Origin of the sequence: Roseburia sp. OM02-15, from assembly GCF_003481835.1 — a bacterium.
Classification (GTDB): Bacteria; Bacillota; Clostridia; order Lachnospirales; family Lachnospiraceae; genus Eubacterium_I; species Eubacterium_I ramulus_A.
Map to the genome: position 1 here is coordinate 1 of NZ_QULX01000036.1, position 9,032 is coordinate 9,032.

Genomic DNA, 9,032 nt, shown 5'->3' on the forward strand with positions numbered 1-9,032 from the left:
TCACATATTTGACGCCCTGCGATACTAAACTTACCACTTTTTCAGTGGCGTCCTATAGGAGCCGGGAGCGAGCTGCATTCAAGTCGATCTTGTGAGACTTGGCGCGCGATTCCAGACAGTGTAAACTGTCATTTTTCCTTATGGAATCGCTGCGCATCCTCGCGGAGCATTTATCTCAGCCCTAAGGCTGAGATAAAACTGTTGCGAAGTGAGGGTAGTGAACGTCTAGTGTTTGAGGAAAGATGCTCCGATTTTGCCGTTCATACGTTAAGTGTAGCCATGAACACAAATAAGAATTTAGGAGCGTGCCGTGCGGAAGGTTACGAAGCGGAAATGTTTGTCGAGTTTTTCCCCGACAAGTCCGATTACTTTTCCCATGGTAAATGCGGCCAGAACGGTGCCAATTCCAAGTCCTTTGATGCGTCCGAGACCAATGCCTGTGATCAGTGCGGTGGTTGCCAGACATATGACATCAAAGGATATTTTTACTTTTGAGTATTTGAAATTTTTGATGGCAGACAGTTCTCGTGGAAAGAGATCCGTCGGGATGATCGGCAGTCCGCAGCGGTTGGAAAGAGCGATTCCGAGGCAGAGCAGCAGATAACTGATGACAAAGTAAAGGATTCGCATTGGAATGTTATAAGGAAGAATGGAAATCCATCCTTCGTGAACATCCAGCATCATGCTGAACGCGAAACCAACCACGAAACTAAGCAGATATTCTGCTACGAAGCGTTTACGAAGAACCATCAGTGACGCAATTAGGATTGCCTGAAAAATATACGTCCATGTTCCAAGGGAAAGGAACGGAAATACTTCGGAAAATGCGTAAGGTACACTGGAAATGGCAGAAATTCCGGAACCGGAATAAAGCATCAGTACCACGCCAAAACTGTTCATTATAATTACCAGAAGCAGGGCAAGTTCCCCGCGAAAAATATGTCTTTGATCTTGCGAATATGTATCGTCCATGATCATGCCTCCAATTAGTTTTTATCTCAGTCGAGAAGACTCCCACTTCTGCAAGTGGTGAGTAATAACAAGTCTTTCTCAGTGGGAGTACAATCTCCGACTGAGATAAACGCTCCGCGGGGATGTGCAGTGATTCTGAGAAGAATATGTCAGCTTTCGCTGACCAGAATCACGCACCAAGTCTCACGTGCGTTCGACTTGAACAGTATAATCCATAGCGTTTGCTATCCTATGATGAATAAACGGATGCATAGGCTGCAAACACGATTTGAAATCAACTGCACACCTGAGTTTAGCACTAAAGGAAGATGTGTTCAAGTCCCTATTTGGTCACTAGTGCATCCGCCGAAATTCCAATGGTGTCATGCCAGTCGCTTTTTTGAACATGGAAATAAAATGACTGGTATCGGAAAAACCAGTCATACTGGCAATGTCCTGAACCTTCAGGTATGTGTTGACCAGTAAAAGTTCCTTTGCTTTATTGATGCGGTGCATGGTCAGATATTCGTACACTGAGCAGGAGAAAAAGCGTCGGAATAGACGTGAAAGGTACTGTGGCGACACGAATACTTTTTCACTTAATGCCTGTGCAGTCAGATCTGTGGCAAAGTTTGTTTCTATTTCCTGCACAACGGGTACAATATATCTCTGATAGAGTGGATCCTGCATATGAGCCGGTCCATTGACGCAGTCTGTAAAGTTTAGCAGAAGGTTGTAGCAGTTGAGAGACAGAAATTTGCTGTCCTGCTGACCGTGTGCAGCAATCTCATCTACGCAGGTGGCAATCTGAGCGGCAATCTGCTGTCCTTGTTCTTTTCCTATCCAGATTACACTTCTATTTTGCAGCATGGCAGGAATACTTGATTCTAATGTCCCTGTAAAGGTTGCAAAAGCGTTGATCCATAGATCAGATTTCTTTTTGTAGGAGTGCGGAATGGAAGGCGCGATCAGAAAACCTTCATTTTCCCGCAGTTCGTAAATTTTCCCCTGTATTTCAATCTGCCCGCAACCGGATTCTGTCTGTAGATAATGATAATGCGGATAGCCTTCCGGACGGCAGGTTCCCCCTTCAATCCAATGATTTCCGATGGAGTCAAACATGAATGGAGCACTTACTGGCGTATTTCTAAAGTAGATTGGCATAATAACCTCCACTTGTTTCAAAATGTTATATTTTTTAGCGAAACATATTATACACCTATAGCGTAAAATCTGCTATACTAAAAATACTTAATGTAGTAGAGAGCACGATTTATCAGGAGGAGGAAATAATGAAACAGTTTGATTATGCAAAAGTAAAAGATCCGGAGTATTTCCGCGATGGCCGTCTGGATGCACATTCTGATCATGTGTATTATGCATCGGAAGAGGAAGTATGGGATAAAGAGACTTCTTATCGTGAGTCATTAAACGGACTCTGGAAATTCCAGTATGCGAGAAATTATGAGAGTGCGATTCCGGGATTTGAAGCAGAAGATTACAACTGCAAAGACTGGGAAGACATCTATGTACCGGCACATATTCAAATGGAGGGATATGATGCACCACAGTATGCAAATGTGCAGTATCCGTGGGAAGGACATGAGGACATTCATCCGGGCGAGATCCCGACACATTTTAACCCGACGGCAAGTTATGTAAAATATTTTACCGTTCCGGAGCAGATGAAGGGAAAACGTTTATTTATCTCCTTCCAGGGAGCAGAAAGCGGACTGGCTCTGTGGCTGAATGGAAAATTTGTAGGATACAGCGAGGATTCTTTTACACCGTCTGAATTTGAACTGACCGAGTATGTAAAAGAAGGCGAAAACAAACTGGCAGCGCAGGTATACAAATGGACCGCAAGCAGCTGGTGTGAGGATCAGGATTTCTATCGTTTCTCCGGTATTTACAGAGATGTATATCTCTATACCGTTCCGGAAGTACATGTAAATGACCTGCGTATCCGTGCAATTCCGGAAGAATCTCTGCAGACCGCAGATCTGGAACTGGTGACAAAGACTTGGGGCAGTGGAAAACTGAAAGTGGTTCTTTCCAAAGATGGTGAAACCATTCTGGAGGACGAAAAAGAGATTTCCGATGAAGATACATTTACATGGAAGGTGGACGCTCCGGCACTCTGGAGCGCAGAAGATCCGCAGTTATATGATCTGGGACTGACCGTATCCGATGCAAATGGAAATGTGCAGGAGATCATTCCACAGAAAGTCGGCTTCCGTCGTTTTGAAATGAAAGACGGCATCATGACATTGAACGGAAAACGTATCGTATTCAAAGGTGTAAATCGTCATGAGTTCAGTTCTGTCAGCGGTCGTCACGTATCCGAGGAGGAGCTGCGCAAAGATCTGACAACCATGAAATTAAACAATATCAATGCCATTCGTACCTGCCATTATCCGGATATGTCTAAAATCTACGAGCTGTGCGATGAGTTTGGTCTGTACATGATCGACGAGACAAACCTGGAATCCCACGGTTCCTGGGATGTGGCAGAGATGACAAAAGACTTTACCTACACCGTTCCACACAACAAACCGGAATGGCTGGAAATGATGTTGGATCGTGCAAATTCCATGTATCAGCGCGACAAAAACCATCCGGCAATTCTGATCTGGTCCTGTGGAAATGAGTCCTTCGGCGGAAAAGATATTTTTGAAATGTCACAGTTATTCCGCAGAGAGGATCCGACCCGTCTGGTTCATTACGAAGGTCTGTTCCATGACCGCAGCTACAATGACACCAGCGATATGGAAAGCCAGATGTATCCATCTGTTGAGTCCATCAAAGAGTTCCTTGCAAAAGATGACAGCAAACCGTTCATCTGCTGTGAGTACACACATGCTATGGGAAATTCCTGCGGTGCAATGCATAAATATACTGATCTGACCGATACAGAGCCAAAATATCAGGGCGGATTTATCTGGGATTACATCGACCAGTCTATTTACAAAAAAGACCGTTACGGCAAAGAGTTCCAGGCATACGGCGGCGATTTTGGCGAGCGTCCGACAGACTACAACTTTAGCGGAAACGGTATTGCATACGGCGGTGACCGCGAGGCTTCTCCGAAGATGCAGGAAGTAAAATTCAACTATCAGAACATTACTGCGAAAGTAAGCGAAGATAAAGTAACCGTCATCAACAAGAACCTGTTTGTAAATACAGATATTTACAGTGCAAAAGTAACACTGGCAAAAGATGGAAAAGTTGTTTGTACGAAACCGCTGGCAACTGCAGTTGCACCGTTAAGCGAAGAAACCTATGATCTTCCGATTGCAAAACAGGAGCGTCCGGGCGAATATACCGTAACCGTATCCTTCCATCTGAAAGCTGATACAGTATGGGCAAAAGCAGGACATGAAGTAGCGTTTGGTCAGTATGTATACCAGGTAGAAAAAGCACCGGTTGCATGCACAGAGGAAATCGAGATCATCCGCAGCACACACAACATCGGTATCCGCGGCGCACATTTTGAAGTATTATTCTCTGTATTAAACGGAGGTCTGGTATCTTATAAATATGCAGGTCGTGAGATGATCGAGTCCATTCCGAAACCAAACTTCTGGCGTGCACCGGTTGACAACGACTGTGGAAACCTGATGCAGATGCGTTATGCACAGTGGAAGATCGCAAGTATGTATCTGAACCACAAGGACTACCGTCAGGGCATCTATGTAGGTGGCAACCTGCCACAGCTGGAAGTGAAAGAGCATTCCGCAGTGGTATCCTTCACTTATGTAATGCCGACCACACCGATGGCAGAATGCACACTTTCCTATGAAGTATTTGGTGATGGACGTGTAAAAACAACACTTACTTATGATCCGGTCAAAGAACTGGGCGATATGCCGGAGTTTGGCGTAATGTTCAAGTTCAATGCAGATTATGATCATGTAGAATGGTACGGACTGGGCGAGGTTGAGACTTATGCAGACCGTAAACATGGTGCAAAACTTGGTATTTACAAAAACATGGTAGCTGACAATATGGCTCATTACATGGTTCCACAGGAGTGTGGTGCAAAAGAAGAAGTACGTTGGGCGAAAGTAACAGACCGCAAGGGACGCGGAATGTTATTTGAGATGGATCCGGAAAATGGTCCGATGATGTTCTCTGCACTTCCGTATACACCACATGAAATGGAAAATGCAATGCATCCGTATGAGCTTCCGGAGGTTCATTATACGGTAGTACGTGCGGCGAAAGGTCAGATGGGTATTGCAGGTGATGACAGCTGGGGTGCACGGATTCATGAGGAATATTTGCTCAAAGTCGATGAAAAAATGACATTTAGTTTCGTGTTTAAAGGGTTATAAAAATTTACGGTAAAATGAATCAACGGTAAGTTTTGAAAAAATTTACGGTAAAGTGAATCAACGATAGGTTATGAAAAAGGTCTCCGACAATTTTGTCTTCGCGGCTAACAATCGCACGCTAAGAAAAAATTGCCGGAGACCTTTCTTCTACGTTACAATGCTATTCGAATGTTGATTGTTAAAAATACAAATAATAAAATTGAAAAATAATGTAACGTTTTTGATCCCATGAGGTCTAATTAGTAGAAAACAAAATCATGATGAAGTTTTTTGGGGGTGAATACAGATGAGTGAACATGAAATCAGCCAGGATATCCTGATTGCAGAGTATGAAGCGGTATATTATTATGTGTTATCACTTTGTCATAATTCATCCGAAGCAGAAGATATTACACAGGAGACTTTTTGCCGGGCGTTGTATAAAAAGACGGCGTTTAAGGGGAATTCCAGTATTTATACGTGGTTGTGTGCCATTGCCAGAAATATCTGGTTGAAGAAGATCAAAAAAGAGAAACGCAATGTGTCGGATGAGGTTCTTTTCAGGAAATTGGAGTGGAACGGTGAGACAGTTGAGTCAATGATCATAAATCAGGAAACGCTGAAATCCATTCACAAAATTCTTCATACAATGGACGAACCGTACAAAGAGGTGTTTTCTCTGCGGACGTTTGGCGAGCTCCCATTTCGGGATATTGCGGATTTGTGAAAAATAAAATAGCGATTGCTTGTGTGATTTCGGCAGTAGCTGCATGTGTTATCTGTTTTATTGTATTATGTGTACCTGTCATTCCTTCAAATGAAAGTAATATGAGAGTGAAAGACATATATTGCATGGAAGAGGGTGGAGTTCAAAAAGTATTTGTATATTGTCAGTGGCCCGACAGCAGGAGAAGCGCAATTTACAGACCTTCATTTGTATTGAACGAAGATGGTTCTGCAACGATGAAGACTGCAAAAGAGTATAAGCTGACCATAGCGGACAAAGTGAGCGGTCGTGCGGAAACCTATAATAATGAATTTTATGGAAGTGCATATGTGGAATTGGATACTCCGTGTAAAAGCATTATTTATGATGGAAAACAGATATGGTCGGAAGAGGACTATAACAGAGAAATACCGGAATATGTCTATGATTAGGTTGAAGATGAATAACCAGTAAGTTATAATAGTGGCATAGAATACAGAGGTTTCTAAGGAGATGTGGCTAGTATGATTGGATTTAGCATTATGACATGGTTCATTGCGGTAATTATGATAGGTTTGAGTATTTCCCTGCTGAAAGGAAATTATACTTTTGTTCATGGTAACGTATTCGATAGAACAAAAGATAAGGCAGGGTATGCTAAAAAATTAGGAAAGCCTGTCTTGTTACTTGCAGTTGGAATTGCCATTTCTGGAGTGCTTGCAGTTGCATTGCCGCAGGAATATGCTATGACGATTGTAATCATCTTTTTATTATTAGTGGTGGCAGTAACGATCGGTCTGTTTTACAGAGTGGATAAGTATTTTCGTAAATCCTTGTTGGAATAAAAATTGAAATATATTACGACTCTTTTCTGCCAACAGGCGGATGTAATCCCCCACAGTCAGATCTGTTCGGAACTGGATTATGCATCGGGGTATCACTGGTGCTGGGAATTGTTCTGTCCTGCGCTTACAGTTATAAAACGCGGCACAACGGAAGTTTTGTCCGGACGCTTGCTATTTTACCGGCAGCCAATCTAACACTTGATGGTTTTAGAAATACAGGTACAACGGTAAATGAAGATATAAATCCCGCAAGTATGGAACAGTACCATGCGTTATCAGAAAGTGTGGCAGATGAAATTTTGGAAAAAACCGCTTATATATGCAGTGATATTTGGTGTGGTGCTGATGGGATGTAATACCTATGTATTGCCTGATAAATAGAAAAACATTGTTTCAATCTCAATTTACTGTTAAAATAGGTAAAAATAACGACAAAAAATTAAGAGGTATGAAATGATTAAATTTACAGATGTTTCCTTCGGCTTTCCACAGAAGGATTTATATAACGAGATTTGTTTTGAAATTGTCGAGGGTGACCATGCGGCGCTCATCGGCAGCAACGGCACAGGAAAGAGCACACTGATCGACATGATTATCCACACGGATGAGTATTTATACGATGGCAAAATTGAAAAAGACGAAGCAGTGCGCATTGGTTATATTCCACAGTTTGTAAAGCATGAGACAGAGGACATTTCCTCTTTTGATTTTCTGGCAAAACCTTTTGTTGAACTTCAGCAGAAATCAGAAGCAATCTGCGCGGAGATGGAGAACGCAGAAGATATGGACGAGGTATACGGCCGTTATCAGAAAGTGCTGGACGAGATGGATGCCATTGACGCGTATAATTATGATTCCAATATTCGAAAAGAACTTGCGATTGCAGGGATGACTGCTCTGGAAGATACATCCGTGAAGAAAATTTCCGGTGGTGAATTTAAGCTTCTGGCTATCATCAAAAGCATGCTCTTAAAGCCGCAGCTTCTGATCATGGATGAGCCGGACGTATTCCTTGATTTTGAAAATATTATCGGTCTTTCCAAACTGATCAATAATTATGAGGGAACCATTATTGCGATTTCTCATAACCGACTGCTTTTAAGCCAGTGTTTCAATAAGATTTTACATCTGGAAAACATGGAACTGCAGGAATTCCCAGGTACGTTTGCAGAATACAATCAGGCAATGCTGGAGACAAAAGTCCAGATGGCAGAGCAGGCGACTAAGGATGCGGAGTGGATCGCAGTGCAGGAAAAACTCATTGAGAAGATTCGTGCAGAGGCAACTTATATTGATAATCCAGCAAAAGGAAGACAGCTGAAAGCCCGTGTATCCTATCTGGAGCGGCTGCAGGCAAGACAGTGTAAAAATCCGTTTATCGAAAATCATGGATATGATTTTACATTCCCGGAGGTGGAGCGTCCGGAGGATTTTGATCCGGAAAATGCACCGGTTGTAATTTCAGTAAAAGATTATGCCCTTTCCTTTGATCGTGAATTATTGAAAAATGTTTCCTTTGATATCAAGGCAGGGGAAAAGGTAGCTATTGTTGGTGCCAATGGAACCGGAAAATCCAGCATGTTGAAGGATATTTACGAAAGCATGAAATCAGATGCTGACCGTATCGGATATTACACACAGATTTTTGATGATGATCCGGAGCAGCTTTCCGGTGGCGAGCGAAACATCAAACAGCTTAGAGCACTGTGCGAATCAGATGCAGAAATCTTGTTTTTAGATGAGCCGTCCAGTCATCTGGATACTTATGCGCAGATTGCCCTTGAAAAAGCAATCAAAGAGTATAAGGGAACGGTACTCATGGTAACACACGATTTTTATACCGTTGCAAACTGCGCAGATCGAATCTTACTGCTGGAGAATGGTACGGTTCGTGAGCAGAGCGGAAGAGCCTATCGCAAAAGTATTTATAAGAAATATTTTGAAAGTGATATTTTTGAGGCAGAGCGTATTCGTGTGGAGCGGGAAGTCAGAATTAATGCGTTGCTCAGAGATGGTAAGTGGAAAGAAGCAAAGAACGTATTGTAGGATAAAAATTCCGGTTTCATGCAATAGTGTGAAACCGGAATTTTTTATTTGATAGGAATTTTTAGCAGATAAGTTGATGGATATGAATGAAAAATATGCATCAACTTATTTTTTTACTTTATAGGAAAGTTCGATTTTTGCCGACCTCTTGAACGAAAATAGCCCGCA

8 protein-coding genes are annotated in these 9,032 nt (G+C 42.5%); 6 read left to right on the top strand and 2 right to left on the bottom strand.

From position 1 onward, the window contains the following. Nucleotides 1–297: 297 nt before the first annotated feature. On the bottom strand, nucleotides 298–972 hold the full coding sequence (locus tag DXB15_RS16300) for a DUF6198 family protein (RefSeq protein ID WP_177957762.1): 675 nt from the start codon (nucleotides 970–972) through the stop codon (nucleotides 298–300). Nucleotides 973–1,305: 333 nt separating this feature from the next. Next, the gene (locus tag DXB15_RS16305) at nucleotides 1,306–2,115 is read right to left on the bottom strand and encodes a helix-turn-helix domain-containing protein (protein ID WP_118703513.1); all 810 of its coding nucleotides are present in this window, start codon (nucleotides 2,113–2,115) and stop codon (nucleotides 1,306–1,308) included. 128 nt (nucleotides 2,116–2,243) lie between these two features. On the opposite strand from DXB15_RS16305, the gene DXB15_RS16310 reads away from it, so the two are divergent. The 6 genes from DXB15_RS16310 to DXB15_RS16335 all read left to right on the top strand — a co-directional run bounded on the left by DXB15_RS16310 (nucleotide 2,244) and on the right by DXB15_RS16335 (nucleotide 8,864). Beyond that, nucleotides 2,244–5,288: a glycoside hydrolase family 2 TIM barrel-domain containing protein gene (locus DXB15_RS16310; RefSeq protein WP_118703514.1), complete on the top strand. Its 3,045-nt coding sequence runs from the start codon at nucleotides 2,244–2,246 to the stop codon at nucleotides 5,286–5,288. A 286-nt stretch (nucleotides 5,289–5,574) separates the two neighbouring features. Further along, nucleotides 5,575–5,994 (top strand): RNA polymerase sigma factor, encoded by a 420-nt coding sequence (locus tag DXB15_RS16315; protein ID WP_118703515.1) that lies wholly within the window; start codon nucleotides 5,575–5,577, stop codon nucleotides 5,992–5,994. Further along, nucleotides 5,991–6,425 (top strand): hypothetical protein, encoded by a 435-nt coding sequence (locus DXB15_RS16320; RefSeq protein ID WP_118703516.1) that lies wholly within the window; start codon nucleotides 5,991–5,993, stop codon nucleotides 6,423–6,425. The genes DXB15_RS16315 and DXB15_RS16320 overlap by 4 nt, the downstream gene beginning before the upstream one ends. Nucleotides 6,426–6,497: 72 nt before the next feature. After that, nucleotides 6,498–6,818 carry a hypothetical protein gene (locus DXB15_RS16325; RefSeq protein ID WP_109215138.1) on the top strand — a complete coding sequence of 107 codons (321 nt, stop codon included), beginning with the start codon at nucleotides 6,498–6,500 and terminating at the stop codon, nucleotides 6,816–6,818. Nucleotides 6,819–6,916: 98 nt separating this feature from the next. Then, entirely contained in the window at nucleotides 6,917–7,174 is a 258-nt protein-coding gene (locus tag DXB15_RS16330; protein WP_118703517.1) for a hypothetical protein, read from the top strand. A gap of 97 nt (nucleotides 7,175–7,271) precedes the next feature. Then, nucleotides 7,272–8,864: an ATP-binding cassette domain-containing protein gene (locus DXB15_RS16335; protein WP_118703518.1), complete on the top strand. Its 1,593-nt coding sequence runs from the start codon at nucleotides 7,272–7,274 to the stop codon at nucleotides 8,862–8,864. Nucleotides 8,865–9,032: the final 168 nt, after the last annotated feature.